Consider the following 26,431-nt stretch of genomic DNA (forward strand, 5'->3'; position numbering starts at 1 on the left):
CGCTAGCGCACCCAGACTTCGACACGACGGTTGGCCTTGCGGCCCCAGTCAGTGTCGTCGCAGGCCAGGGGCATCGCCTCTCCGAACCCCTCGACCGAGATGTCGACGGAGTCGGGCACCGATGTCTGCACCGCTGCCAGAACCGCGTTGCGCACGGTCTGCGCCCGGCGCAGGGCGATCCGGGCATTGGACTCGGCCGGTCCGTCGCCGTCGCTGAAGCCGACGAAGACCAGCTTGCGCCCGTCATATTGGCCGGCCTCCAACGCCTGCGCCAATTGCTGGATGTTCGACCGTGACTGTGCGTCCGGCCGCGACGATCCCGGCTCGAACCGGAACGATAGCGACACGCGCGAGAGGGGGCGCAGGGTTTCGACCATGCGTTGCAGCTCCTGCAGCCCCACTTCGGACCCGCCCGAAGTGATGGCATTGGCCAGCCGGTCCCCTTGCAGCCCGATCTGAACGGCCTCGTGCGATTGGTCGGTGAACCCGGCTTTGCGGATCACCATCTGGGCCTCGGGGCCCAGGGCATAGGCCAGAAACTGTCGGGCGATCTTGGGCAGGCGCCGCTGTGGCAGATACAGGAACATCGGTAGGGTCAGGGGGTAGTCCTCGGTCTTGATGGCCGGGCGGGTGGCCCGCATCGCGTGACCGCAGCCCCCCGCCAGCGGCAGGGCGCGCAACCCGCGGGCCTGGGCCAGGGTGGCGATTCCGATGGCAAAGGGATCGCGCGCGATGGCTGCGACCAGATCGCTGCCCCGTGCATGGCGGATCGTGGTGTCGGCGGGTTGTGCCCGGGCGGGTTGCAACAGCTGGTCCTGCACGGCCTGCGCCAGGCCTGATCCCGCATCGGGCAGATGCAGGGAAATCGGCGCGTCCGGTCCGCCGAGTTCGGCCCAGTTGGTTACCGCGCCGCTGAACACGCGTGCCAAGTCCGCCGGCGAGATCTGCGTCAACGGATTGTCCGGTGCCACCACCGGCACGAGCGCGTCCAGCGCCACCACCCGCGAGCGGCGCGGCCGGGTCAGGTCGCCAAGACCGGCATCACGGGCCGCGGCGATCTCGGGCGCGCGGATCTCGCGCATCGCCAAGGCGATGTCGGTTTCATCGGCGATCAGATCGGCAAACGCCTGGCCGGTAGGGGTGGCGTGCAGCGTAAATCGGGCCATGGGCGCATCGCGTCCGGCCCGATGCAGGGCCAGTTGAAACCGGTCGGCGCCCAGGTCGGTGCGTATCAGCATCAGCCCTTCTCGTTCGGCAAAGCCTTCGATCAGCGCAGGAAACAGAGTTTCGGCCATCACCGGGGCGCCCGACAGGTGCAGTTCGGTGACGAAATCGGTCAGGTTGGGGCAGGCCGGGCCATCGCAGGTCACCCCCGAGCCGTCCACCGTCAGCTCTCCGAACCGGGTCCCGACGCGGTAGAACTCGCCGTCATATCCCAGAAGGGTGCCCGTGATCTCGACCTGACCGTCATGCGAGGTCAGTGTGATGTCTTGTGCCAGGGCGCCCGATACACCCGTGAACAGCGACACCGCCGTCACCGCCGCGCGAAGAAATGTCATTAATCCCGTTGACCCGCCTGCCGATTAGTTTGCGGCGATTTTCAGGTCTTGGAACAGATTATTCAACACCAGAAAATCCTGCCCGCTGTCGCAGGCGGGTAGAACAAGCGACAATTCGCGAGACCGCAGTTCCTGGTCGCTCAGCAGCTCGAGCGATTGCATGCTCAGCTCCTGCCCGCAGTTCGCGGGGGTGATTTCGGCCTCGACGGTCAGAGCGACTGATCCGTCGGTTCCGTTGCCGTTCTTGGGAATCGAGTAGATTTCGACCTTGCGGCCGCCGCCGGTGCCATAGTGCTCCACCCGGCCTGTGCCTTGCGCTTCCGCGTTCGACCAGACATGCCCGGCTTCGCCATACGACGCACCGAATTCCAGCGCATGCAGCTGCAGCTCGGTGCTGCCCGACCATTGAAGGGCCACACGGTCGAATCCGGCGATTTCGGGCACATGGGTGGTGGCCACCGTGCCCAGCTTGTCATCGAACGAGATCAGGAAAATCGCGTACTCGGCCAGAACGGGGATGGTCAGATCCAGCCGCCCGTCCTGATCGGTCTGTCCGGTGAAGACCATGCCGCTGTGCAGCAGTTCGACTGTCTGGTTCGGATGGCATGGCGCCGTCACGACGACATGGGCGGAAGCCAGTGGCACGGTCGTCGCCCGGGCACGCAGCCCGCAATCGGCCGCGGCGGTCGCGTCGGCGGGGGCAGGGCGCGCGGTGTCCGGGGTTGGGGTGTCGCCGGTGGCCGGAGAGGCGGAGGTCAGGACGATGTCCTCGAGCCCGGCGATCATCGTACTTTCGGCAACAGCAGTCTGGCCCGCAGAGGGGGATGCGGCCGACTGCGCCGCCGGGCCGTACTGCATCAGATACCCGATGGCCAGCGCGCACGCGACCGTACCGCCGGTGGTCACATAGTTTCGAATCACGAACAAGACACCCTCCCCAGTTGAAGGAGCGAGGGAGACTGTCGTTAAAGATCGCGGCCAATCTGTGGCCGCGACGCGGAGTCATTGTGTCGGAAATTGGGCCGGGTCAGACCAGCCGGCCATGGCAATGCTTGAACTTCTTGCCCGATCCGCAGGGACATTGATCGTTGCGCGAGGGATTGCCCCAGGTTGACGGGTCGTCCTCGACGAAGCCGGGGCGCGCATCGCCCGAGGCCTTGGCTTCGGCCACCGCTTCGGCCCGTTCGGCGGCCTTCTGGATCTGGGCCTGCTGCGCCTGCATCTGGGCCAGCATCTCGCGCTGCTCTTCCTCGCTCAGCGGGCGCACACGTGCCAGATGTTGGGTCACCGTCTCGCGCATGCCGTCCAGCATGTTCTCGAACAGCTGGAACGCCTCGGTCTTGTATTCGTTCAGCGGGTCGCGCTGGGCATAGCTGCGGAACCCGATGACCGAGCGCAGATGCTCCAGCGTCAGCAGGTGCTCGCGCCATTTGCTGTCGATGGTCTGCAGCAGCACCTGCTTTTCGATGTTGCGCATGTTCTCGGGGCCGAAGGCGACGGCCTTCTGGGCCATCATCTCGTCGGCGGCCTTGATCAGGCGCTCACGTATGGCTTCATCGTCCACGCCTTCTTCGGCGGCCCAGTCCTGAACCGGGGCATCCATGTTCAGCTTGTCCTTGACCGCCGCGTGCAGCCCCTCGGTATCCCATTGGTCGGCATAGCTCTTGGGCGGCATATACTGGTCGATCAGGTCGTCGATCACCTGCTCGCGCATGTCTGACACGATGTCGGATAGATCGTCGGAGGACATGATCTCGCGGCGCTGGCTGAAGATCACCTTGCGCTGATCGTTCATAACGTCGTCGAACTTGAGGACGTTCTTGCGCATGTCGAAGTTGCGGGCTTCGACCTTGGCCTGCGCGCGCTCCAGCGATTTGTTCACCCAAGGGTGCACGATCGCCTCGCCTTCCTTCATGCCCAGTGTGGTCAGAACCTTGTCCAGCCGTTCCGAGCCGAAGATGCGCATCAGGTCGTCTTCCAGGCTGAGGAAGAACACGGTGCGGCCCGGGTCGCCCTGACGGCCCGAGCGGCCGCGCAGCTGGTTGTCGATGCGGCGGCTTTCATGGCGTTCCGAGGCCAGAACGAACAAACCTCCGGCCTCCAGCACCTTCTGCTTTTCCTCGGCGTGGCGAGATTCTTCCCGGGCACGCAGTTCCGCCGGGTCGGCGTCGGGGTTCTCGGCCAGCGCCTGCATCACGCTCATTTCCACATTGCCGCCCAGCTGGATGTCGGTGCCGCGGCCGGCCATGTTGGTGGCGATGGTCACTGCGCCCAGACGTCCGGCCTCGGCCACGATCTGGGCCTCCTGCTCGTGCTGGCGGGCGTTCAGGACGTTGTGCTTGATGCCTTCCTTGGTCAGCATCTGGCTGAGCATCTCGGACTTCTCGATCGAGGTCGTGCCAACCAGAACCGGCTGGCCCTTGGCGTTGGCTTTCTTGATCTCTTCGATCATGGCCGCGTATTTCTCGGCCGCGGTGCGATAGACCTGATCATCCTCGTCCACGCGAGCGATCGGCTTGTTGGTCGGAATCTCGACAACGCCCAGGCCATAGATCTCGGCGAATTCCTCGGCCTCGGTCAGGGCGGTGCCGGTCATGCCGGCCAGCTTGTCGTACAGGCGGAAATAGTTCTGGAAGGTCACGCTGGCCAGGGTCACGTTCTCGGGCTGGATCGGCACCCCTTCCTTGGCCTCAATCGCCTGGTGCAGACCTTCGGACAGGCGGCGGCCCGGCATCATGCGCCCGGTGAATTCGTCGATCAGAACCACGTTGCCGTCGCGGACGATGTAGTCCTTGTCGCGCTGGAACAGCTTGTGCGCGCGCAGGCCCTGGTTCACGTGGTGCACCACCGTGGTGCTTTCGGGGTCGTACAGCGACTGGCCCTCGGGCAGCAGGCCGCGGGCCTGCAGCTGTTCTTCCAGGAACTCGTTGCCTTCATCTGTGAACGTCACGCTGCGGGATTTTTCGTCGATCGTATAATGATCTTCCTGCAGCTCGGGGATCAGCGCGTCGATGGCGGTGTACAGATCCGACCGGTCCTGCGACGGCCCCGAGATGATCAGCGGCGTGCGCGCCTCGTCGATCAGGATCGAGTCGACCTCGTCCACGATCGCGAAATTGTGGTACTTCTGGTAGACGTCCGCCAGGTCCGACTTCATGTTGTCGCGCAGATAGTCGAAGCCCAGCTCGTTGTTGGTGGCATAGGTGATGTCGCAGGCATAGGCGGCCTTTTTCTCGGCATCGGGCTGACCCGACCAGATCACACCGGTCGTCATGCCGAGGGCGCCGAACACCTTGCCCATCCATTCGGCGTCGCGCTTGGCCAGGTATTCGTTGACCGTGACCACATGCACGCCCTTGCCGGTCAGTGCGTTCAGATAGGCGGGGAAGGTGGCGACCAGAGTCTTGCCTTCGCCCGTCTTCATCTCGGCGATGTTGCCCTGATGCAGGAAGATACCGCCCAGAAGCTGCACGTCGAAGGCCCGCAGACCCAGAGCCCGTTTTGCGCCCTCGCGGACGTTGGCGAAGGCTTCGGGCAGCAGGTCGTCCAGACTCTCTCCCTCCTTGGCGCGTTTGCGCAACTCGTCGGTCTTGGCCTTCAGATCGTCATCCGAGAGCTTCTCGAACTCCGGCTCCAGCGCGTTGATCTTTTCGACCAGCGGGCGGGTTGCCTTGATCTTGCGGTCGTTCGGTGTTCCGAACACCTTTTTGGCAAGCGTACCGAGTCCCAGCATGTTCACTCCAGCGGATCTTTTCTTGTCTTGGTTGCGACAGGCTTGCCCACCTTGCGCGCAACCCATAGATAGCTGGGAGGAAAGATGGTCCTGTCAAAGGCTTCAAGCGATGTAAGCGGCAGGTTCCAGAGTGTCAACGCCACGCCCTGTCGCGGCCAGAATATAGGATGAATTCATGCCCAAAGGTCTCACTTTTCTGCCATCGCTGGCGCTTGCGGCCATGATGGCCCTGCCGGTTGCCGCCGAAACCGAACCTTCGGCCGACACGGTTGTGGCGCGCGTCAACGGCGACGAGATCACTTTGGGCCATGTCATTGCCACCGCGGCCAGCCTGCCGCCGCAATATCAGCAGCTGGATGACGAGGTGCTGTACCAGTTCATCGTAGAGCAGCTGATCCAGCAGCAGCTGCTGAGCCAAGAGCAGGAAGACCTGACCCGCCTGAACGCGCTGATGCTGGAAAACGAGGCGCGCTCGCTGAAGGCGGTGCAGACGGTGAACCAGATCACCGATGCCCAGGTGACCGACGAAGCGATCCAGGCCGCCTATGACGCGCAGTTCGCCGAGTTCCAGGGCGAGGACGAGTTCAACGCCAGCCACATCCTTGTCGCGACCGAGGAAGAAGCCAAAGAGATCAAGGCGCAACTGGATGACGGCGCCGATTTTGCCGAGCTGGCCAAAGAGAAATCCACCGGCCCGTCCGGCCCCAACGGCGGCGCGCTGGGCTGGTTCGGAAAGGGTCAGATGGTGCCCGAATTCGAACAGGCCGTGATCGGGCTGGAAAAAGGTCAGGTCTCGGACCCGGTGCAGACCCAGTTCGGGTGGCATGTCGTGATCCTGAACGACAAACGCAAATCCGAAGCGCCCGAGTTTGCGGCGGTGCGGGATGAACTGGCCCAGTCCGTTCGTCAGGAGGCCATTCAGGCCAAGATCGACGAGCTGACCCAGGCGGGCAGCGTCGAGCGCCCCGAGGTCGAGGGCCTGACCCCGGACGTGGTCCGCAAGCTGGACCTGGTTCAGGAGTAAACCCCAGTGGCCAAGATCACCAAGGTGTCTCCGCTGGCCCCCGCGGCCTTTCCTGATCTGCCGGTTGTCGACGGTGTGCGATTCGCCACGGTCGCCGCCGGGGTGCGGTATCAGGGCCGCACCGACGTGATGCTGGCGGTGCTCGATCCGCGCACCGCGGTGGCGGGGGTATTCACCCGCTCGGCCACCCGTGCGGCGCCGGTGCTGGATTGCCAGGACAAGATCGGCGGACCCAGCGACGGGCCGGCGGCGATCCTGGTGAACTCGGGCAACGCCAACGCCTTTACCGGGCAGTACGGGCAGGCGTCGGTCGAGCAGATCACCGAAGCCGTGGCGCAGGCGACCGGTGTGGCGCAGAGCCGCGTGTTCACCTCGTCCACAGGGGTGATCGGCGAGCCGCTGCCGCATGACCGGATCGTGGCCCGGCTGGACGAACTGACCGCCGGCCTGCGCGCCGACGCGCTGGAAGAGGCGGCGCGGGCGATCATGACCACCGATACCTTCCCCAAAGGCGCCAGCGCGCAGTTGGAGATTGATGGCAAAACAGTCTCTATTGCGGGGATTGCCAAAGGGTCGGGCATGATCGCGCCCGACATGGCGACGATGCTGGTCTATATCTTCACCGATGCGAAGATCGAGCAACCGGCGCTGCAACGGTTGCTGGCCGAGCAGACCGACCGGACCTTCAACTGCATCACCGTGGACAGCGACACCTCGACCTCGGACAGCCTGCTGCTGTGCGCGACGGGCGCGTCAGGGGTGGAGGCCACCGGCAATGCCGATTTCGCGCGGGCGCTGGAATCGGTGATGCTGGACCTGGCGCATCAGGTGGTGAAGGACGGCGAAGGCGCCACCAAATTCGTCGAGATCCGCGTGACCGGCGCCGCCTCGGACGCCGATGCCAAGGTCCACGGTATGGCCATCGCCAATTCACCGCTGGTCAAGACCGCCATCGCGGGCGAGGATCCGAACTGGGGCCGTGTCGTCATGGCGATCGGTAAATCCGGCGCGGCGGCCGATCGCGACACGCTCAGCATTTCCTTCGGCGATATTCTCGTGGCCGAAAACGGCTGGGTCAGCCCAACCTATCGCGAGGAACACGCCGCCGCTTATATGAAAGGCCAGGAACTGGTGATCGCGGTCGATCTGGGGCTGGGCGCGGGCAAGGCCACTGTCTGGACCTGCGACCTGACGCACGGGTACATCGAGATCAACGCGGACTACCGGTCGTGACATCAGAGCAATTCCAGCAGAAGTGGAGCCCGGTTTTGCGTCCGGGACTGCGACAATGAAAACGGTTCTCGTCTCTGCCGTCGCCTTGATCGACGTGGATGGGCGGGTGCTGCTGGCGCAGCGCCCGGAGGGTAAGTCCATGGCCGGGCTGTGGGAATTTCCCGGCGGCAAGATCGAGCCGGGTGAAACCCCCGAGGCCGCCCTGATCCGCGAATTGCACGAGGAACTGGGCATCGACACCTGGGCCTCGTGCCTGGCGCCGCTGACCTTTGCCAGCCACAGCTATGACGATTTCCACCTGCTGATGCCACTGTTTGCCTGCCGTAAATGGCAGGGCATTCCGCAGTCAAAAGAAGGGCAGGCGCTGAAATGGGTGCGCGCGAACGACCTGCGCAACTATCCGATGCCGGCGGCAGATGTTCCACTGATCCCGATCCTGCGGGATTGGCTGTAACAATTCGTAAGATTCCGGAAAACATCACGAAAAAGTTGACGCTGATCGTCCTCCTTGTCCTTAATCGGGGCAGCGGCGCGCGGGTCTGACCCGGCGACGTCGTTCCGGCCCAAACCGGGGTCGGATGGGGAGGAGAGATAGAATTGGCTCAGACGCAGTCGGGCGCCGAGGGGATGCACTCCCTTCCGGCGCTGCTACACCGCAATGCGACGCAGTTCGGGGATGCCCCGGCCTACCGCGAAAAGGAATTCGGGATCTGGCAGTGCTGGACCTGGGCGGAAACGGCCGCCGAGATCCGTGCGCTGGCGTTGGGGTTCCTGGAGCTCGGCGTTGAAAAGGGCGACCATATCGCCGTAATCGGGCGCAACCGTCCGGCGCATTACTGGTCGATGATCGCGGCCCAGATGGTGGGTGCGGTGCCGGTGCCGCTGTATCAGGACTCGGTCGCCGAAGAGATGGCCTATGTGCTGGAGCACTGCGGCGCGAAATACGTGGTCTGCGGCGACCAAGAGCAGGTCGACAAGGTCATCGAGATCCAGCAGGATCTGCACCAGGTCAAGCATATCCTCTATACCGACAAGCGCGGCATGCGGAAATACGACCACAGCCAGATGAACGCGCTGAGCGACATCATGGCCGAGGGGCGCGCCGGGCATCACCGGTTCGATGCCGAGCTGGACCGCCGCATCGCCGAGATCACCTATGACGACACCTGCGTGATGCTCTATACCTCGGGCACCACGGGCAAGCCCAAGGGCGTGGTTCTGTCGAACCGCAACGTGATCGAAAGCGCAAAGAACTCGGCCGAATTCGACCACCTGACCCGGAACGAGGATATCCTGTCCTATCTGCCGATGGCTTGGGTGGGAGACTTCATCTTCTCGATCGGTCAGGCCTATTGGTGCGGCTTCTGCGTGAACTGCCCTGAAAGCGCCGACACGATGATGACCGACCTGCGCGAGATCGGGCCGACCTATTTCTTCGCGCCGCCGCGGGTGTTCGAGACCCAGTTGACCAACGTGATGATCCGGATGGAGGATGCCAGCCCGATGAAGCAGCGGATGTTCCGCTATTTCATGGATCACGCGAAGAAGGTCGGTGGACGCATCCTGGACGGCAAGCCGGTCAGTTTCATGGACCGTTTGAAATACGCGATCGGCAACGTGCTGGTCTATGGGCCGCTCAAGGATACGCTGGGCTATAGCCGCATTCGCGTGGGATACACCGCGGGCGAGGCGATCGGGCCCGAAATCTTCGAGTTCTACCGCTCGCTGGGGATCAACCTCAAACAGCTTTATGGCCAGACCGAGGCGACGGTGTTCATCACCGTCCAGCCCGACGGCGAGGTGCGGGCCGACACGGTGGGCGTCCCGGCCCCCGATGTCGAGCTTAAGATCGCCGAGAATGGCGAGATCTTCTATCGCTCGCCCGGCGTGTTCGTCGAATATTTCAAGAACCCCGAATCCACCGCCTCGACCAAGGACCCCGAAGGTTGGGTGGCCACGGGCGACGCGGGCTTCATCGAGGAAAGCAGCGGCCACCTGCGGATCATCGACCGCGCCAAGGACGTGGGCAAGATGGCCGATGGCTCGATGTTTGCGCCGAAATATGTCGAGAACAAGCTGAAGTTCTATCCCGACATCCTCGAAGCGGTGCTGTTCGGCAATGGTCGCGACCGTTGCGTGGCGTTCATCAACATAGACCTGACGGCGGTGGGCAATTGGGCCGAGCGCAACAACATCGCCTATGCCTCGTACCAGGAACTGGCGGGCCATACGCGGGTGCTGGAGACGATCCGCAGCCACGTGGAAGAGGTCAACACGTCGGTTGCCGCCGACGAGATGCTGTCGGGTTGCCAGGTGCACCGGTTCGTGGTGCTGCACAAGGAACTGGACCCTGATGATGGCGAGATCACCCGCACCCGAAAGGTGCGCCGCAAGTTCGTCGAGGACAAATACGCCGACATCATCGCCGCGCTCTATGACGGGTCCGAGACGGTCTCGACCACGACCGAGGTGACCTATGAGGACGGACGCAAGGGATCCATCAGCGCCACGCTGCAGATCGTCGACGTGCCGGTCGCGCCGGTGTCGCATCAGAAGGTGGCCGCGGAATGAGGCCGGTCGCGCGCCGCTCGGCCTGCGGCCATCGCCCCGCCCGCCGTCCCGTTCACCCGCAGTTTGAGGAGTAGACGATGCTGGATGCATCCGACGACGGATATGTCACCGAGGATGGCCGCAAGATTGGCGGCGTGGTGATGGAGATGAAGAACATCACCCTGCGGTTCGGCGGCGTGGTGGCTATCAAGGACATCTCGTTCGACATTCGCCAGGGCGAGATCCGCGCGATCATCGGGCCCAACGGTGCGGGCAAGTCCTCGATGCTGAACGTGATTTCCGGCTTCTACGTCCCGCAGGAGGGCGAGGTCTGGTTCCACGGGGCGAAGCGCCCGCCGATGAAACCCTATGAGGTGGCCCGGCAGGGCATCGCCCGGACCTTTCAGAACATCGCCCTGTTTGAAGGCATGAGCGTTCTGGACAACGTGATGACAGGCCGCCTGAATTTCATGAAGACCAACATCGTGCAGCAGGCGATCTGGCGCGGCAAGGCCGAGGCGGAAGAGGTGGAAAACCGCGAGGCGGTGGAAAAGATCATCGACTTTCTGGAAATCCAGCACATCCGCAAGACACCGGTGGCGCGGCTGCCCTATGGCCTGAAGAAACGCGTCGAGTTGGCCCGCGCACTGGCCGCCGAACCCAAGCTGCTGCTGCTGGACGAGCCGATGGCGGGCATGAACGTCGAGGAAAAAGAGGACATGAGCCGCTTTATCCTGGATGTGAACGACGAATTCGGCACGACCATTGCCCTGATCGAGCATGACATGGGCGTGGTGATGGACTTGAGCGACCGCGTGGTCGTGATGGATTACGGCAAGAAGATCGGGGACGGCACGCCGGACGAGGTGCGCAACAACCAGGAAGTCATCGACGCCTATCTGGGGGTAAGCCATGACTGAGCACCGTACAGAATTGAGGGGAGGCGCAGATGCCTGATCAGTTGATTTTCGCGATGGAGGTCTTTCTGAACGGCCTCATGGCCGGGGTGCTGTATGCGCTGGTCGCGCTGGGCTTTGTGCTGATCTACAAGGCGTCTGGGATCTTCAATTATGCCCAGGGGGTTATGGCCCTGTTTGCGGCGATGACGCTGGTGGGGATCATGAACGGGCAGGTGCCCTTTGCCCATCTGATCAACGCCATTTTCGGCACGCATGTCTATACGTTCGGCTGGACCGTTCCGGCGTTTCTGGCGATCATTCTGACGATGGCGGTAATGGTGTTGCTGGCCTGGGCGGTGCAGCGCTTTGTCATGCGCCACCTGGTCGGGCAGGAGCCGATCATCCTGTTCATGGCCACGATCGGCCTTGCCTATTTCCTGGAAGGCGTGGCCGACCTGATGTGGGGGTCCGAGATCAAGACACTGGACGTGGGTCTGCCGCAGGGCATCAACCTGTGGATCGACGAGACCACCTACAACATCTTCGGCTACGGCTTCTTCATCGACAATCTGGACATCGTGGCGACGGTCATCGCGGCGCTTCTGGTGGCGGCACTGGTTGCGTTCAGCCAGTACACCAAGCAGGGCCGGGCCATGCGGGCCGTGGCCGACGACCACCAGGCCGCACTGTCGGTCGGTATCTCGCTGAACTTCATCTGGATCATGGTCTGGTCGGTGGCCGGGTTCGTGGCGCTGGTCGCGGGCATCATGTGGGGCACCAAGTCGGGCGTGCAGTTCTCGCTGTCGCTGATCGCGCTCAAGGCATTGCCGGTTCTGATGTTGGGTGGGTTCACTTCGATCCCCGGCGCCATCGTCGGCGGGCTGATCATCGGTGTGGGCGAGAAGCTGTTCGAGTTCGCAGTGGGCCCGCTGGTGGGTGGCGCGACCGAGAACTGGTTCGCCTACGTGCTGGCGTTGATCTTCCTGGTGTTCCGGCCGCAGGGCCTGTTCGGCGAGAAGATCATCGAGAGGGTGTAGGCCATGACCAAGCTGATCGCCATCATCAACGTGATCGCGTGGGCGGGGTTCTGGGCCTTTGGGTACATCGCCCTAACCTCGGACGATCTGACCGCCAATCAGCTGACCGTGGCCGCGCTTTTGGCCTTTGCCGGGCTGGTCATGGGCGTTCTGGCTTACATGAAACTGGTGCGCGCCTCGGAGGCGAGCGGATATGCCAAACGGTCCAACCAACTGGACGTCGAAGCCCGCAACCGGGCGCAGGAACAATGGGGAAAGTAAGACATGTTCTATCGTGAGGCCGGAGACTTCAAGACCTCCTACAGGGACGACAACCAGACTTTCCCGATCAAGTTCGACCGGTATCGGTATTATGTGGTGCTGGCGGTGGCGTTCGGGATAATTCCGTTCATCATCAACGACTATTGGGCCAACGCGCTGCTGCTGCCCTTCCTGATCTATGCGATCGCGGCGATTGGGCTGAACATCCTTGTGGGGTATTGCGGGCAGGTTTCCTTGGGCACCGGGGGGTTCATGGCCGTGGGCGCCTATGCCTGCTACAAGCTGATGACCGCCTTTCCCGACGTGTCGATGTTCATCCATGTGATCCTGGCCGGCGGCATCACTGCCATCGTGGGCGTGCTGTTCGGCCTGCCCAGCCTGCGGATCAAGGGGTTCTATCTGGCGGTGGCGACGCTGGCGGCGCAGTTCTTCTTGGTGTGGCTGTTCAACCGGGTGCCGTGGTTCTACAACTATTCGGCCTCGGGGCAGATCAACGCGCCGGAACGTGACGTGTTCGGCATCATCATCACCGGCCCCAACGCGCCGGCCTGGGCGACCTATCTGTTCTGCCTGATCTTCCTGACCGCCTGCGCGATCATCGCCCGCAACCTGACCCGCGGAACCACCGGGCGCACCTGGATGGCGATCCGCGACATGGACATCGCCGCCGAAATCATCGGTGTGAACCCGCTGCGCGCCAAGCTCAGCGCCTTTGCCGTCAGTTCGTTCTTCGTGGGCGTGTCGGGCGCGCTGTTCTTCGCCATCTACCTGGGCGCGGTCGAGGTGGGCGAGGCCTTCGGCATCCAGAAATCCTTCCTGGTGCTGTTCATGGTCATCATCGGCGGGCTGGGCTCGATCTTCGGATCCTTCGCCGGCGCCGCCTTTCTGGTGCTGCTGCCGGTGGTGCTCAAGGTCGTGGGCGCGGACATGCTGGGCTGGCCCACCGACATCGTCGCGCATCTGCAGCTGGTGATCGTGGGCGGGCTGATCATCCTGTTCCTGATCCTCGAACCGCACGGTCTGGCGCAGCTGTGGCGCGTCGCCAAGGAGAAACTGAGACTCTGGCCTTTCCCGCACTAGGGACCGGCCCAATCAAGAAAGGGGCGCAAAGCCCGAACCAACATCGGACAAACCAAGGGAGGAGACACCCGATGAACAAGAAACTGGCAACCATGGCGCTGAGTGCGCTGATGGCCGCAGGTCCGGCAATGGCCGACCTCGTGTTCCCGTCGCTCAGCTACCGCACCGGGCCTTACGCCGCGGGCGGCATCCCCTTCGCGGATGGCTACGCGGATTATTTCACTCTGCTCAACGAGCGGGACGGCGGCATCGGTGGTGTTCCGGCCAAGGTCATCGAGTGCGAAACCGGCTACAACACCGAGAAGGGTGTCGAATGCTATGAATCGACCAAAGGCGAAGGTGCGCTGGTGTATCAGCCGTTGTCAACCGGCATCACCTATCAGCTGATCCCGAAAACCACTGCTGACGACATCCCGATGCACACGATGGGCTATGGCCGCACCTCGGCCAAGAACGGCAAGGTGTTCAGCCACACGTTCAACTATCCGGCCAACTACTGGGACGGCGCCTCGGGTGCGATCAACTATCTGCTGGACGAGAACGGCGGTGACCTGAACGGCAAGAAAATCGCGCTGGTCTATCACAACTCGGCCTATGGCAAAGAGCCGATCCGCACGCTGGAAGAGCTGTCCAAGAAGCACGGCTTCGAGCTGGTGGCCCTGCCGGTCGATCACCCGGGCCAGGAGCAGAAATCGCAGTGGTTGCAGATCCGCCGCGACCGTCCCGACTATGTCCTGATGTGGGGCTGGGGCGTGATGAACCAGGTCGCCATCCAAGAGGCCGCGAACATCCGGTTCCCGATGGAGAACTTCATCGGCATCTGGTGGTCGGGCGCTGAACATGACGTGATGCCCGCCGGTGCGGCCGCCGATGGCTACAAGGCGCTGACTTTCCACAATGTCGGCTCGGACTTTCCGCTGTATGACGATCTGAGGAAATACGTCGTCGATGCAGGCAAGGCCGCCGGTGCCGGCGATCAGGTCGGTACGGTCCTGTACAACCGCGGACTCTATGCCGCGATGCTGGCCGCCGAAGCCGCCAAGAAGGCGCAGGAAATCTCGGGCAAGGCCGACATCACTGGTGCCGACATGCGGGCCGGTATGGAAGCGCTTGAGATGACCGAAGAAAAGATGGCCGAACTGGGACTGCCGAATTTCGGCCCGACCTTCACCGTGAGCTGTGAAAACCACGGCGGCAACGGAATGGTGGGTGTGACCCAGTGGGATGCGGACACCAAGACTTGGTCGCTGATCTCGGACTTCAAGCCGACCGATGGCGACGTGATCGGTGCGCTGATCGAGGAAGACTCGGCCGCTTATGCCGCCGAGAACAACATCGAATCGCGCTGCAACTGAGCGGCACGAACACCGGGGCGGCGGCTGACCGCCGCCCCGAACCGGACAAGCCCCGAACGGGGCAGGCATGAGGACACGCGCTGATGCTGGATGCGGCACAAACCACTGACGTGCAGGCGGAAACCCTGCTTGAGGTCAACAATATCGAGGTGATCTACAACCACGTGATCCTCGTGCTGAAGGGCGTCAGCCTGACCGTGCCCAAGGGCGGGATCACCGCGCTTCTGGGCGGCAACGGGGCCGGCAAGACGACGACGCTCAAGGCGGTGTCGAACCTGCTGAAATCCGAACGTGGTGAGGTGACCAAAGGCTCGATCAAGTATCGCGGCCAGAACGTGCACGAGCGCGACCCGGCCGATCTGGTGCAGAAGGGCGTCATCCAGGTGATGGAAGGCCGCCACTGTTTCGAACACCTGACTGTCGAGGAAAACCTGCTGACCGGGGCCTATACCCGCAAGGACGGCAAGGCCGCCATTCAGCAGGACCTCGAGATGGTCTACAACTATTTCCCCCGCCTAAAAGAGCGGCGCCGCAGCCAGGCGGGCTATACCTCGGGCGGGGAACAACAGATGGTGGCCATGGGCCGCGCGCTGATGTCCCGCCCGGAAACCATCCTGCTGGACGAGCCCTCGATGGGACTGGCGCCGCAGCTGGTCGAGGAGATCTTCACCATCGTGAAGGACCTGAACGAACAGGAAGGCGTGTCCTTCCTGCTGGCCGAGCAGAACACCAACGTGGCGCTGCGCTTTGCCCATTACGGATACATCCTTGAATCGGGGCGCGTGGTGATGGACGGCCCTGCCGCCGAACTGCGCGAGAACCCGGACGTCAAGGAATTCTACCTCGGCATGTCCGACGAAGGCCGCAAGAGCTTCCGCGACGTGCGGTCCTATCGTCGCCGCAAAAGGTGGCTGTGAGCGGATGGAGGATCTGGCGATGACATTCTACGATGCTCTGGAAACCCGTTCGGCCGACCAGCGCGCCGCCGAGCAATCGGCCGGTCTGCGCGAACAGCTGGCGCGGGCGAAATCCGCGCCCGGTTTCGCGGCCCATTTCGCCGATGTCGATCTGGATGCGATCCAGACCATCGCCGATCTGCCCAGGGTGCCGGTTCTGCGCAAGTCCGACCTGACCAAGGCGCAGGGTCAGCACCCGCCCTTTGGTGGCTTTACCGTCAAGCCTGCGCATGGCTTTGCCCATGTGTTCCAGTCGCCGGGGCCGATCTATGAACCCGGCGGAGTCGATTACGACTGGTGGCGCATGGGCCGGTTCCTGCATGCGGCGGGCGTGGGCCGGGGCGATATCGTGCAGAACTGTTTTGGCTATCACTTGACACCCGCGGGCATGATCTTTGAAAACGGCGCCCGTGCCGTGGGCGCAGCCGTGCTGCCCGCCGGCACGGGCCAGACCGAACTTCAGGTGACCGCCGCGCGCGACGTGGGCTGTACCGCCTATGCCGGCACGCCCGATTACCTGAAGGTGATCTTGGACAAGGCCGACGAGATGGGCGTTTCGCTGAACTTCTCGAAGGCCGTCGTGGGCGGCGGGGCTCTGTTCCCCAGCCTGCGCCAGGCCTATGCCGATCGGGGCATCTCCTGTCTGCAGTGCTATGCCACGGCCGATCTGGGCAATATCGCCTATGAAAGCGCCGCGATGGAGGGCATGATCATCGACGAGCATGTCATCGTCGAAATCGTGACCCCCGGTACCGGAACACCGGTGGCGGAAGGCGAGGTCGGCGAGGTCGTGGTGACCTCCCTCAACCCCGACTATCCGCTGATCCGCTTTGCCACCGGTGATCTGTCGGCGGTGTTGCCCGGGCAGTCGCCCTGTGGTCGCACCAACCTGCGCATCAAGGGCTGGATGGGGCGTGCCGACCAGACCACCAAGATCAAGGGCATGTTCGTGCGACCCGAACAGGTGGCCGCGCTGGTCGCCAAGCATGACGAGATCGTCAAGGCCCGCGTGATCGCCGCCCGGCAGGGCGAGATGGACACGATGACCGTTCAGATCGAAAGCCCCGGCGGCGACGCCGATACCTATGCCAAATCTGTGGTCGAGGTGCTCAAGCTGAAGGGTGCGGTTCAGGTGGTGCCGCCTGGCTCGCTGCCCAAGGACGGGCTGGTGATCGAGGATCAGCGCGTCTACGATTGATCCGGCCCCGGGTTCTGCGGCTAAATACGCCGCAGAATCCTGTGCCTGCCCACTGGCGTTTCCGAGTTTTTTGGTCGATTAAAGGGGAACCGCAACCTTTGTCGACCCGAGGCCATGGCCCAGATCGAATTTTCAGAACATGGATCGCGCAACCGCGGGGCCTTCGGCACGCGGTTCGTCGGGGCCTTGGCCTATCTGTTGGCGGCAGTCTGCCTGTTGCCGATGGTCGCCGTGGTGCTGGCGGCCGTCACCGGCGGTACCGACACGATCCGGCATCTGCTGGACACGGTCCTGCCCGGCTATGCCGCCACCACGGCTATTCTGGTGGTTCTGGTCTCGGCCGGCACCTTCGCCATCGGGGTCGGGGCCGCGTGGCTGGTCACCATGACCCGTTTTCCCGGGGTACGCCTGTTCGAAGTGGCACTGGTGCTGCCGCTGGCCTTTCCGGCCTATGTGCTGGCCTATGCCTATACCTTCATCCTCGATCACCCCGGCATCGTTCAGACCACGCTGCGTCAGGTGACCGGCTGGGGCCCGCGCGACTATTGGTTCCCCGAGATCCGCTCGACCGAGGGTGCGGCAGTCATGCTGATCCTGGTGCTGTACCCCTATGTCTATCTGTTGGCTCGCGCGGCCTTTCTGCAACAAAGCGCCACCGCCTTTCTGGCGGCGCGGGCGCTGGGCAGTAGCCCGTGGTCGGCCTTCTGGCGCGTCTCGTTGCCGATGGCGCGACCCGCCATCGCCGGAGGCGTACTGCTGGCGGTGATGGAGACCATCGCCGATTTCGGCACGGTCGCCTATTTCGGGGTTCAGACCTTTGCCACCGGCATCTATACCAGCTGGTTTTCCATGGCCGACCGCGCGGCGGCGGCGCAGCTGGCGCTGTGCCTTCTGGCCTTTGCGCTGGTGATGGCCGTGACCGAGCGCACCCAGCGCGGCAAAGCCAAATACTACCAGCCGGGCAAACGCCATTCGGCCTTGCCGGCGGCGCAATTGTCCGGTTGGCAGGCCGTGGCGGCGTGGGTCCTGTGTGCCATCCCGGTTCTTTTGGGGTTTCTGTTGCCGGTCGTCGTTCTGGTGCAGATGGGGCTGGAGTCCGAACAGGACCTGCTGTCGGCCCGCTATCTGGGGTTCATTCGCAATTCTCTGACGCTGGCGGGAACGGCGGCGGTGATCACCGTCTGCGCGGCGGTCTGCGTGGGGTTCTATCAACGGCTGCGGCCCGGGCGCGGCTCGGCCATGGCGGCCTATGTGGCGCGGTTGGGCTACGCCGTGCCAGGCGGGGTCATCGCGGTGGGGCTGATCGTGCCCTTTGCTGGATTCGACAATGCGCTGGACGCCTGGATGCGGCAGTCCTTCGGCGTGTCGACCGGGTTGCTGGTCACCGGCTCGATCTGGCTGTTGGTGGCGGCCTACATGGTGCGCTTTTTGGCCGCCGCGCTCAGCGCCTATGAAAGTGGCCAGAGCACGGTGCATGCAAATATGGACGCCGCTGCCCGGTCCTTGGGGCAGACACCATTGGGCACGTTGAGGCGGGTGCATCTGCCGATCCTCACGCCGTCGTTGCTGACGGCGCTGCTGATTGTGTTCGTGGACGTGATGAAGGAACTGCCGGCCACGCTGATCATGCGGCCGTTCAACTTTGATACGCTGGCGGTGCAGGCCTATCGGCTGGCCTCGGACGAACGGTTGGAGGGCGCCGCCGTTCCGTCGCTGGCGATCCTGGCCGTGGGGCTGCTGCCGGTGATCCTGATCTGCCGCCAGGTGGGTCGCAAGCCCTGACTGGCGGTTCAAAAATACCACACCCTGTCGTGACAGACTTGATCTGATCTCCGTTTCCGGCAAGGCTGAAGACATGAACATGCAGCCTCCCAGCCGGAACCCTGCAGGGCCGACCCAGATGCCGGTGGCCTTCAACCGGCAAGAGATGTCATTGATTCTTTCCGTCTATGGACGGATGGTCGCCGCCGGAGAATGGCGCGATTACGGAATATCCAACCTGCGCGACGTGGCGATCTTTTCGGTCTTCCGGCGCACCGCCGAACACCCGATCTACCGCATCGAGAAACACCCGCGTCTTCGGCAGAAACAGGGCATGTTCTCGGTGGTGGGCATGGACGGACGCATCCTGAAACGCGGGCACGACCTGCGCGCCGTCCTGCGGGTGCTTGAGCGCAAGCTGATCCGCTCGGTCGACCCGGATTAGAGCCGCTTGTGCGCCGTGACCGGCCCGTCGCCCTGGGCCTCGATCCGGGCGATGGCCTGATCCATCGGCTCGAATACCACGGCCATGTGGTGGGCATTGGCATGCAGCAGCAGGTTGTCACCGGACACCCAGGCCACATGGCCTTTCCAGAACAGCAGATCGCCACGCTGCGCCGGGGAGCCTTGAGGCAATGCGGTCCCCAGGTCCCGCTCTTGATCGCCGCTGTCGCCGGGGCAGGCCACACCGCAGGCCAGCAGCCCCGCCTGCACCAGGCCCGAACAATCCAGCCCCCACCGGCTGTTGCCACCCCACAGATAGGGCGTGCCCAGAAACAGTTCGGCCACCGCCACCGGGTCGTTCAGCAGTGTTCCGACCGGTTTGACATGCACTGCGGGGATGAACCCAAGCTCGGTCTCGACAAAGCGGTCCTGCTGCGACAGCACCACGATCCGGCTGCCAAAGCTCAGGCTGACCCGGTCGGGGCTTTTGATTTCGGGTTCGGAATAGGCATGGGTTGCCGGGGCCCAGATCCAATGCGTGGCCGGGGCATCCGGGCCCAGCTGGTCCGCGCGCAGCCAGCCTTGATACCCATCCTTGTCGGAAACCACCCGGTACCAGCCGCCGGACTGTTCGGTGACGTCAAGGCCGTCGCCATACAGCAGCTGCCGGTCACGCGAGCCCTTGGGGCTGCGCAGCAGGTCCACGACGGGGCGGATGACGCGCGCGCGGTTCACAGGCCCAGCAACCCCGGCAGGGCGGTCAGCAGGGCGCGCGGCCCTTGCCCCAACCCGCCCTTGCTGCGGCCGGGCTCTTTGGCTTTTTGCCAGGAATAGATGTCGAAATGCATGTACCGGCTGTTTTCCACGAACCGCCGCAGGAACAACGCCGCGGTGATCGACCCGGCGAACCCGCCCGCCGGCGCGTTGTCGAGATCGGCGATGCCCGGCTCGATCAACGTCTCGTAGGGCGTGTGGAACGGCATCCGCCAGACCGGGTCAGCCGCCTGAACGGCGGCCTGCGCCAACGCCTGCGCGGCGGCATCGTCATTGGTGTAGAACGGGGCCAGATCCGCCCCCACCGCCACCCGCGCCGCCCCGGTCAGCGTCGCCATCGAGATCACCAGATCCGGCGCGCCCTCATCCGCCAGCGCCAGCGCATCGGCCAGCACCAGCCGCCCTTCAGCATCGGTGTTGTTGATCTCGACCGTCAGGCCCTTGCGTGAGGTCAGGATGTCGCCCGGCCGGAACGCGTTGCCCGCCACCGCGTTTTCCACCGCCGGGATCAGTACACGCAATTGCAGCGGTAGATCCAGCGCCATGATCATGCGCGCCAGCCCCAGCACGTTCGCCGCGCCGCCCATGTCCTTTTTCATCAAACCCATCGCGGCGGCGGGCTTAAGATCCAGCCCGCCGGTGTCGAAACAGACGCCTTTGCCGACCAGAGTCAGTTTCGGGCCGGATGTGCCCCAGGTCATCTCGATCAGGCGCGGGGCCTGTTCGGCGGCCCGGCCCACGGCGTGGATCATCGGGAAATTCCGTTGCAGCAGCGCGTCGCCTCGGGTCACTTCGCACCGGGCGCCGAACTCCCCGGCCAGCGCCTCGGCCGCGGCCTGCAGCTGATCGGGGCCCATGTCGGCCGCGGGCGTGTTGACCAGATCGCGGATCAGCGCCTCGGCATTGGCCATGATCTCGACCCGCGCGGCGTTCACCCCGTCCGGCGCGACCAGCCTGGCCTTGGCGGCCGATTGCGTGGCATATCGGTCAAAGGCATAGCCGGTCAGCAACCAGCCCAGCGCCTCGACCTCGGCGCGGTCGGCGGGCAGGCCCGAAGCGATGGCATAGGTGCCCTCGGGCAGCGCCTCGGCCGCGGCGGCCAGCGGGAACCGAACCCGCGCGCGCCGGTCGGCGGTGCCATAGCCGGCCAGTGCACGATCGGGCGCCCCTTCAGCACCCGGGATCAGCAACACCTGCCCCAACGCCCCGGTGAACCTGTTCGCCGCCACCCAGGCCTGAACCTGCGGCGGCTGCGCTTCGAGCCACCCATCGCGTGCGTCCTGGTCGATGACATGCAGCGCAGTGGCCGGTTGGTCGGGGGAAGCGAATGTCAGGGTCATGGGCGCCTCGGTCTGATCAGGGTCGTGCACAGACTAGCGACAGGTATGGCGCCCGCAACCCCCGTCAGATCGAAAGATCCTGCTGGTCCCACACGGCGGTCAGCGACCGTTCGCCCACCCGGATCAGCCGGTTAAGCGTGGCGCCGGCGGCCACCGCATCGCCCGCATCTACGGCCCGGGTCACGTCCGCGGCCACACGGGCCAGCAGGGTCATGCCCACCTGTTCGGCGATCGCGATCAGAGACCTGGCGCATTTGCGCAGGTCGGTCCAGTTGCGCTGACGCCAGTGCCGCTCGCAATTCGACAGACGCACGGCCAGTTCCTCGACCGTGCGGCACAGCACGTCCATCGCGTTCTGGTCGCCCAGCTGCCGGTACAGCCCGCTCAGGCAGTCCGGGTCCAGACGGACGGATTCCTTCTGTTCAAGTGTGACAATCTTGTCCACCACATTCACCCCAATCTTCATGCCCCCACGGCACCGGTGACCCTGCCACACTGAACCTTTGCAATTCCTTGAGGCCAACCGGCAAAATCGCTCGAATTTTTCCTGAATTTGGGTTACAGCGGCCGCCAGAAAGACTATCAGGGACAGCCCAATGCAATTTGCCAAACCTCTGCCGAGCTATCTGGTTCAGCGGTATCACGGCTGGAAGGCCACCACCTATTCCGAGAACCAGGCCTGGTACCGACGCTTGGCAACCGAGGGGCAACGCCCGCGCGCCATGGTGATTTCGTGCTGTGACAGCCGGGTGCATGTCACCTCGATCTTCGGCGCCGATCAGGGCGAGTTCTTCATCCACCGCAACATCGCCAACCTGGTTCCGCCCTACGAGCCCGACGGCGAGCGCCACGGCACCAGCGCGGCGATCGAATATGCGGTGACGGCACTGAAGGTGGCGCATCTGATTGTGCTGGGCCATTCGCAATGCGGTGGCGTGCAGGGCTGCATCGACATGTGCAAGGGCAACGCTCCGCAGTTGGAGGCCAAGGAAAGCTTTGTCGGCCGCTGGATGGACATCCTCAAGCCCCGGTTCGATCTGGTCGCCGATGTTGACGACAGTACTGAACAGGCCCGCCAGTTCGAGCGGCAGGCGGTCGTCGCCTCGCTCGAGAACCTGATGACCTTTCCCTTCGTCGAAAGCGCCGTGAAAGCCGGCGAGATGTCGATCCACGGGCTGTGGACAGATATCGGCGAGGGCGCGCTGGAATTCTACGACCCCAAGGAGAAGAAGTTCGCCTTGGTCTGATCGGCGCGTACGCGCGCACCCGGCCGATTCGACCCGGCGGGTCAGGGCAGGCGAATCCGCGCCAGTATGCCCAGATGGTCCGACCCCAGATAGGGGCGGAGATGCACCGTGCCGGTCGTGCCCATGGGGAAAAGGAGGTTGTCGATGGGCATCGGCATCATCCAGCTGCCCAGGGAATGGGTGTTCAGCACCATTCCGAAATTCCGGTTGCCGGTGGCCGAGCGGATTCGCGCCACGCTGCCGCCCCAGGGCACCATGTTGAAATCGCCACCGACCAGAACCGGGCCATCCAGGTTTTCGATATATTCGGCGATTTTGCGGCTTTGGTTGAACTGGTCATACGGAAACGGCCACTGCATGTGGATCGAGACCACCCAGACCGGCCCGTTGTCCGGGGTCAGCACCTTGATCCCGGCCGCACCCAGCCCTGACAGGCAGAAGTCCGACCCGTCGATGGCGGGCAGATCGGTCAGAACCGCCACGTTCTGTTCGGGTCGAAACCTGCAGTACACCGCAGTAGGGTAGTGCTCGAACAGGGTGTGCATGTATTTTCGGTTGTGGCTCGAGACCTCCTGCAGCGTCACGATCCGGGCGCCGGATGCGATGATGTCCTCGGCCAGCTCGTATCGAGGCCATGCCTTCCGCATCAGATTCTTCTGATAGAAGGTCAGGCAGCCGTCGTCACAGCTGGTGTCGGCCGGCGCGTAGCCCAGCGCGATCGATGCAGCGGCGACCAGTGAAAACGCCATCGAGACCAGAGTTAGCCGCCAGGCCCGGACCAGCGCCAGCACCAAGGCGCAGACCATCAGCAAGGCCCCTGCCTGAGGGCGCAGCAAGGCCAGCGAATCCCCCACGGCCAGATAGCGCCCGGTGAATCCCATCAGGACGATGCCCGCCAACAGCGCGGCGCACAACGCAATCAAGCGCCGCAAGATGGCTTTTCCGGTCAATGCCTGCATTCAACGCCCCGGGTCTACGGTCAGGTCAGGATATGCGCTCTGACCCGCCTCGCGTCCAGACCCGCTGCCACAATAATGGCTGCCCACGGGCGCCCGTCCCGAAAACACGCAAGGCCGCCTCGGCGGAGGCGGCCTTGCAATTGCATCAGGGCCGGATGTCAGCCCTTTTTCAGAACCTCGCGGCCCAGCAGCTCGGCGATCTGGACGGCGTTCAGGGCTGCGCCCTTGCGCAGGTTGTCCGATACGCACCACAGGTTCAGGCCGTTTTCCACGGTCGAATCCTGACGGATGCGGCTGATGAAGGTGGCGAAATCGCCTGCGCATTCGACCGGCGTGACGTATCCACCGTCCTCGCGCTTGTCGATCACCATCAGGCCGGGGGCCTCGCGCAGGATGTCGCGGGCCTCGTCCTCGTCCAGGAATTCCTCGAACTCGATGTTGATCGCCTCGGAGTGGCCCACGAAGACCGGCACGCGCACGCAGGTGGCGGTCAGCTTGATCGACGGATCGACGATCTTCTTGGTTTCGGCGACCATCTTCCACTCTTCTTTGGTCGAGCCGTCTTCCATGAAGACGTCGATATGCGGAATGACGTTGAAAGCGATCTGCTTGGTGAACTTCTTCGGCGGCACATCGTTGATCGGGTTGTAGACGGCCTTGGTCTGGTCCCACAGCTCGTCCATGCCCTCCTTGCCGGCGCCCGAGACCGACTGATAGGTCGAGACCACGACGCGCTTGATCTTGGCGCGGTCATGCAACGGCTTCAGCGCCACCACCATCTGCGCGGTCGAGCAGTTGGGGTTGGCGATGATGTTCTTGTTCTTGTAGTCGTGGATTGCCTGCGGGTTCACTTCCGGAACGATCAGCGGGATCTCGGGGTCGTAGCGATAGAGCGACGAGTTGTCGATCACCACGCAGCCCGCGGCCGCCGCCTTGGGAGCGTAATCCTTAGTCGCGGCCGAGCCCACGGCGAACAGCGCCATGTCCCAGCCGGTGAAATCGAACGTGTCCAGATCCTGGGTCTTGAGTGTCTTGTCGCCAAAGCTGACCTCGGTGCCCAGCGAACGGCGGCTCGCCAGAGCGGCGATTTCGTCAACCGGGAACTGGCGCTCGGCCAGGATGTTCAGCATTTCGCGGCCCACGTTCCCCGTGGCGCCGACGACAACGACGCGATAGCCCATGTCTAGTCTCCTGAATTAAGGACGCGCGTTCATAGCCGCGAAACCGAAAAGAAAAAAGGGTCTTCGCGGCGGAATTGACCGTTTGACGCAGTTTTGCGGCACCTCAGCCGGCCAGCAGCCGTCGATAGAGCGCAACAAGCGCCTGCGCCTCGCCGTTGATGTCGAAATTCCGTTCAACATGGGCGCGGGCGGCCTGACCCGCGCGGGCCAGGGAATCACGGTCCGCCAACATCTCGGCCGCGGCTGCGGCCAGCGCCGGAATGTCGCCCGGAGGCACCACCCGACCCAACGCGGGGTCGGTCACGATCTCGGAAAACGCACCCACATCGGTGGCCACCACGGGCACGCCGCAGGCCATCGCTTCGAGGGGGGTCAGTCCGAACCCCTCCCAGCGTTGGGGGGCGATGAACAGGTCCAGCACCTGGTACCATTGGGCGATCCTGTCCACGGTGACCTCGGGCTTGAAAAGGATGCGGTCGGACAGGCCGGCCTCGGCCACCTTGGCCTTCAGGTCGTTCAGAAAGCCCACATGCTTTTCCGTGGCCCGCCCCATGACGATGCCTGACACGTCGTCGAACTGCCCACACAGCCCGATCATGGCATCCACGAAAGCGTCGGTGCCCTTCTGGTGCCGGATGCGCCCGTAACAACCCAGCAGCAACCCGTCGGGCAGCCCCAGCTTCTGGCGCAGCGCCGCCTTGTCCTGCGGAGGGGTGAAATCCTGCAGATTGATGCCGTGCATGATCACCTGCGCGTCCCGCTCAAGGTACCCGGCCGTCTTGCGTGAGGTGGCCACCACCGCGTCCATCTTGCCGATCAGCCACTTGGTATAGCCCGTATGCGCCCGCTGCGAGGCGCTGGTGAATAGCAGTTTCAACCGCAGCCGCAGCAGGTCGCGCAGGATCAGGCCCAGCAGCATCTCGGTGTTGCGGCGGGCGTGCCAGACCCGCAGCGTCTTGCGCGACAGAAAGGGCAGGTGGCCCAGCGGGATGTGTGGGATGTCCCCTGGCAGGCCCGGGCCGGTGGCGGCGATGTCGATCCACTGCGCCTGCAACGGCACCAGCCGTGCGATCGTGGCGGTCACGCCCGACAGGCGGCGTTTCAGGTTGGGGGCAAGGACAACGGGGTCTTTCACGGGATGCGCTCCGGCGGGGTCTCACTCCATACTGTCACGGCTGAACAGGTAGATCACGCAGCCGATCGCCAGCGTGGCGGCAAAGAAGGCGAATATCGCTGTGTAGGGTGCGGTTGGTCCCATGTCCACCGTCGCCGCATGGATGCGGCCGGTGGCGAATTGCGCCAGCCCCACGCCGCCGATCCCGAACAGGTTCAGCAGGGTCACGCCGCGCCCCACCAGGTGCGCCGGGATGAAGGCGCGCCCATGCGCCATGATCACCGGGAAGGATGCCCCCAGAAACCCGATCAGCGACATCAGCAGAACCGACAGCCAGACGGCGTCCGCGACCCACAGCCCCAACAGCCCCAGCGCCAGTACCGCCAGCGCGTTGCCGCCGAAGATCACCCATTTGCGGGTGTTCAGCAGCCGGTCCAGCGGCCCATAGACAAAGGTGCCCGCGATCATCGCGGCGCCCATGACCAGCGTGGCCTGCCCGATCTGGGTGGCGCTCAGCCCGAACACGTCCAGCAGATAGGGGCCGGCCCACAGCCCCCGCAGCGCGGCCGAGGGCGCATAGGCCACCAGCATCAACGGCAAAATCGCCCACAGAGCTGGCTCGCGCAGCAGGTCCAGAACCGACCCTTTCTGCTCGGACACCACCCGCGCGGGGTCTTTGACCGTCACCCAGATGCCCAAGGCCACCGCGCCCGAGATCGCGGCCAG

24 protein-coding genes are annotated in these 26,431 nt (G+C 64.0%); 14 read left to right on the forward strand and 10 right to left on the reverse strand.

Annotated elements, in window-relative coordinates:
* Positions 1-2 precede the first annotated feature (2 nt).
* The 3 genes from AC2FMM_RS14505 to secA form a co-directional block, all read right to left on the reverse strand.
* On the reverse strand, positions 3-1,559 hold the full coding sequence (locus tag AC2FMM_RS14505; protein ID WP_496796937.1) for a phosphate ABC transporter substrate-binding/OmpA family protein: 1,557 nt from the start codon (positions 1,557-1,559) through the stop codon (positions 3-5).
* A gap of 24 nt (positions 1,560-1,583) precedes the next feature.
* The gene (locus tag AC2FMM_RS14510) at positions 1,584-2,480 is read right to left on the reverse strand and encodes a hypothetical protein (RefSeq protein WP_496711065.1); all 897 of its coding nucleotides are present in this window, start codon (positions 2,478-2,480) and stop codon (positions 1,584-1,586) included.
* A gap of 106 nt (positions 2,481-2,586) precedes the next feature.
* The gene (gene secA / locus AC2FMM_RS14515) at positions 2,587-5,292 is read right to left on the reverse strand and encodes a preprotein translocase subunit SecA (RefSeq protein ID WP_496681025.1); all 2,706 of its coding nucleotides are present in this window, start codon (positions 5,290-5,292) and stop codon (positions 2,587-2,589) included.
* Positions 5,293-5,467: 175 nt separating this feature from the next.
* Here secA and AC2FMM_RS14520 point away from each other — a divergent pair, with 175 nt between their 5' ends.
* From AC2FMM_RS14520 to AC2FMM_RS14580, 13 genes are all read left to right on the forward strand, one after another.
* Positions 5,468-6,316, forward strand: a complete 849-nt coding sequence (locus tag AC2FMM_RS14520; protein WP_496796938.1) for a peptidylprolyl isomerase — start codon at positions 5,468-5,470, stop codon at positions 6,314-6,316.
* 6 nt (positions 6,317-6,322) lie between these two features.
* A complete protein-coding gene (gene argJ, locus AC2FMM_RS14525; protein ID WP_496796939.1) occupies positions 6,323-7,549 on the forward strand; it encodes a bifunctional glutamate N-acetyltransferase/amino-acid acetyltransferase ArgJ in 1,227 nt (408 codons plus the stop codon).
* A 55-nt stretch (positions 7,550-7,604) separates the two neighbouring features.
* Complete coding sequence (mutT, locus tag AC2FMM_RS14530) at positions 7,605-8,003, forward strand: 8-oxo-dGTP diphosphatase MutT (protein ID WP_496681018.1); 399 nt, start codon at positions 7,605-7,607, stop codon at positions 8,001-8,003.
* Positions 8,004-8,176: 173 nt separating this feature from the next.
* The gene (locus AC2FMM_RS14535; RefSeq protein ID WP_496796953.1) at positions 8,177-10,120 is read left to right on the forward strand and encodes an AMP-binding protein; all 1,944 of its coding nucleotides are present in this window, start codon (positions 8,177-8,179) and stop codon (positions 10,118-10,120) included.
* Positions 10,121-10,197: 77 nt separating this feature from the next.
* A complete protein-coding gene (locus AC2FMM_RS14540; protein ID WP_490361278.1) occupies positions 10,198-11,019 on the forward strand; it encodes an ATP-binding cassette domain-containing protein in 822 nt (273 codons plus the stop codon).
* A 29-nt stretch (positions 11,020-11,048) separates the two neighbouring features.
* Complete coding sequence (locus AC2FMM_RS14545; protein WP_170443916.1) at positions 11,049-12,035, forward strand: branched-chain amino acid ABC transporter permease; 987 nt, start codon at positions 11,049-11,051, stop codon at positions 12,033-12,035.
* A 3-nt stretch (positions 12,036-12,038) separates the two neighbouring features.
* Entirely contained in the window at positions 12,039-12,296 is a 258-nt protein-coding gene (locus AC2FMM_RS14550) for a hypothetical protein (RefSeq protein ID WP_170443918.1), read from the forward strand.
* Between the two features lie 3 nt (positions 12,297-12,299).
* A complete protein-coding gene (locus tag AC2FMM_RS14555; RefSeq protein WP_005979938.1) occupies positions 12,300-13,376 on the forward strand; it encodes a branched-chain amino acid ABC transporter permease in 1,077 nt (358 codons plus the stop codon).
* Positions 13,377-13,447: 71 nt separating this feature from the next.
* Positions 13,448-14,731, forward strand: a complete 1,284-nt coding sequence (locus AC2FMM_RS14560) for an ABC transporter substrate-binding protein (RefSeq protein ID WP_496710991.1) — start codon at positions 13,448-13,450, stop codon at positions 14,729-14,731.
* Positions 14,732-14,814: 83 nt separating this feature from the next.
* On the forward strand, positions 14,815-15,648 hold the full coding sequence (locus tag AC2FMM_RS14565; protein WP_490361275.1) for an ABC transporter ATP-binding protein: 834 nt from the start codon (positions 14,815-14,817) through the stop codon (positions 15,646-15,648).
* 19 nt (positions 15,649-15,667) lie between these two features.
* Entirely contained in the window at positions 15,668-16,885 is a 1,218-nt protein-coding gene (locus AC2FMM_RS14570; RefSeq protein WP_496796940.1) for a phenylacetate--CoA ligase family protein, read from the forward strand.
* Between the two features lie 114 nt (positions 16,886-16,999).
* On the forward strand, positions 17,000-18,667 hold the full coding sequence (locus AC2FMM_RS14575) for an ABC transporter permease (RefSeq protein WP_496796941.1): 1,668 nt from the start codon (positions 17,000-17,002) through the stop codon (positions 18,665-18,667).
* A gap of 73 nt (positions 18,668-18,740) precedes the next feature.
* Positions 18,741-19,091, forward strand: a complete 351-nt coding sequence (locus AC2FMM_RS14580) for a DUF2794 domain-containing protein (protein ID WP_496681005.1) — start codon at positions 18,741-18,743, stop codon at positions 19,089-19,091.
* On the opposite strand, the gene AC2FMM_RS14585 is transcribed toward AC2FMM_RS14580, so the two are convergent.
* The 3 genes from AC2FMM_RS14585 to AC2FMM_RS14595 all read right to left on the reverse strand — a co-directional run bounded on the left by AC2FMM_RS14585 (position 19,088) and on the right by AC2FMM_RS14595 (position 21,658).
* Positions 19,088-19,825 (reverse strand): C40 family peptidase, encoded by a 738-nt coding sequence (locus AC2FMM_RS14585; RefSeq protein WP_496796942.1) that lies wholly within the window; start codon positions 19,823-19,825, stop codon positions 19,088-19,090. The genes AC2FMM_RS14580 and AC2FMM_RS14585 overlap by 4 nt on opposite strands.
* Positions 19,822-21,204: a leucyl aminopeptidase family protein gene (locus AC2FMM_RS14590; protein WP_496796943.1), complete on the reverse strand. Its 1,383-nt coding sequence runs from the start codon at positions 21,202-21,204 to the stop codon at positions 19,822-19,824. Before AC2FMM_RS14590 ends, AC2FMM_RS14585 begins: the two co-directional genes overlap by 4 nt.
* 64 nt (positions 21,205-21,268) lie before the next feature.
* Complete coding sequence (locus AC2FMM_RS14595) at positions 21,269-21,658, reverse strand: hypothetical protein (protein WP_005979954.1); 390 nt, start codon at positions 21,656-21,658, stop codon at positions 21,269-21,271.
* Positions 21,659-21,800: 142 nt separating this feature from the next.
* Here AC2FMM_RS14595 and AC2FMM_RS14600 point away from each other — a divergent pair, with 142 nt between their 5' ends.
* A complete protein-coding gene (locus tag AC2FMM_RS14600; RefSeq protein ID WP_496681001.1) occupies positions 21,801-22,451 on the forward strand; it encodes a carbonic anhydrase in 651 nt (216 codons plus the stop codon).
* 41 nt (positions 22,452-22,492) lie between these two features.
* Here AC2FMM_RS14600 and AC2FMM_RS14605 read toward each other — a convergent pair whose 3' ends face one another.
* The 4 genes from AC2FMM_RS14605 to AC2FMM_RS14620 form a co-directional block, all read right to left on the reverse strand.
* Positions 22,493-23,410: an endonuclease/exonuclease/phosphatase family protein gene (locus AC2FMM_RS14605; protein WP_496796944.1), complete on the reverse strand. Its 918-nt coding sequence runs from the start codon at positions 23,408-23,410 to the stop codon at positions 22,493-22,495.
* Between the two features lie 158 nt (positions 23,411-23,568).
* Positions 23,569-24,591 carry an aspartate-semialdehyde dehydrogenase gene (locus AC2FMM_RS14610; RefSeq protein ID WP_496687765.1) on the reverse strand — a complete coding sequence of 341 codons (1,023 nt, stop codon included), beginning with the start codon at positions 24,589-24,591 and terminating at the stop codon, positions 23,569-23,571.
* A 103-nt stretch (positions 24,592-24,694) separates the two neighbouring features.
* The gene (locus AC2FMM_RS14615) at positions 24,695-25,726 is read right to left on the reverse strand and encodes a glycosyltransferase family 4 protein (protein ID WP_496796945.1); all 1,032 of its coding nucleotides are present in this window, start codon (positions 25,724-25,726) and stop codon (positions 24,695-24,697) included.
* 21 nt (positions 25,727-25,747) lie between these two features.
* Positions 25,748-26,431: MFS transporter (locus AC2FMM_RS14620; RefSeq protein ID WP_496796946.1), on the reverse strand; the 684-nt coding region annotated here is incomplete at its 5' end.

It is taken from the genome of Ruegeria sp. BHSC043 (assembly GCF_059612985.1).